This window comes from Arcobacter cryaerophilus gv. crypticus, from assembly GCF_002993025.1.
Taxonomy (GTDB): domain Bacteria; phylum Campylobacterota; class Campylobacteria; order Campylobacterales; family Arcobacteraceae; genus Aliarcobacter; species Aliarcobacter cryaerophilus_B.
Map to the genome: position 1 here is coordinate 1 of NZ_NXGI01000044.1, position 1,226 is coordinate 1,226.

Sequence of the window (1,226 nt, forward strand, 5' to 3'; positions counted from 1 at the left end):
TGACACAGTTGCCACATTAAAAACTACTTAAATACTATGATGCATACTCTCCTTTTTTAACTCTTTTTTCTAATTTAAACTGCTCTGGATTATAATCTACATTATTTTTATACAAGGAATGTGCTAGTAAAATTAACTTTCTCATGACTGCTATTTGTGCTGAAGTTGTATGCTTTTTTCTATCTTTTAAATGTTCATAATATGTTTTAAATTCTTCATTAAATCGTACAGTTGAGAGAATAGAATAAAAGATAACTCCTCTATACATACTCAATCCCTTTTTAGATATTCGAGAGCGTTTTTTTACTGATGTTCCTGATTCAATAGTTATAGGATCTAATCCTAATAATGCTGTAATCTGTTGTCTATTTGCATTGGGATAATTTAAAAAAAGATGTAAAAGAAATATTCCAACTAGAGTTCCAATGCCCTTGATTGAGGTTATATGTGTAAAAGATTTTTTGAGTATTTCATCATTATTTATGATTGCTTTTGCTTTATTAATTAGCTCTTGTTGCTCCTTATCTATACGAGCAATATTTTTTTTAACATCATTAAGTATATAACTTGAACTTTTATTTGTAGTGACTGCTTCATTATAATTTTTAAACGCAACTTTTTGCTTCTGTAAAAAGCGATAATAGCCCACTAGCTCTCTTATTGCATCAACTGTAGAATTTATTACAGGTACTGCAATATCTTTTTTATTAATCATTATTTGCATATTAAAAAGCATTTGTGCGTCTGATATATCTGTTTTATTTCTATTGCCTAAAGACTTAGAAAAATTTGAACTAATAAAAGTGTTTACGACATACGCATATATATTATTTTTAGCGCAAAATCTTGTCAATGCTACACTATAATTTGCTGTAGGTTCATAAATAAAAACGAAAGGTTTGTCATTTTTATAAAGCTTTTTTAGCTTTTTGTAAAACAGCTTTAGGTTTTTCTCATCATTATCAATCTCAACAGAAGATTCATTGGCTTCAACATATATTTGAAGTGTGAGCTTTGAGACATCAATTCCTATAAAATTATACATCTTGTCCTCCTAATTTAGGAGAATCCATTGTCTAGAGTTTTATACTCTATGAGCTGCTACACTTTACTTCGTCTCTTAATACAGCCTAGTCAAAACTGGCTTTGTTGCCACTCAAGTTTTACGTGTAGCTATCCAACTGTGTCACAATCTTATTCAACTCGAATAGATTCAGAATTTTTGT

Annotated in this window: 1 protein-coding gene; it reads right to left on the reverse strand. The window is 29.0% G+C overall.

Annotation, left to right across the window (positions count from 1 at the left end):
- Nucleotides 1-34: 34 nt before the first annotated feature.
- Nucleotides 35-1,045 (reverse strand): IS110 family RNA-guided transposase, encoded by a 1,011-nt coding sequence (locus CJ670_RS09705; protein WP_105939812.1) that lies wholly within the window; start codon nucleotides 1,043-1,045, stop codon nucleotides 35-37.
- Nucleotides 1,046-1,226 lie beyond the last annotated feature (181 nt).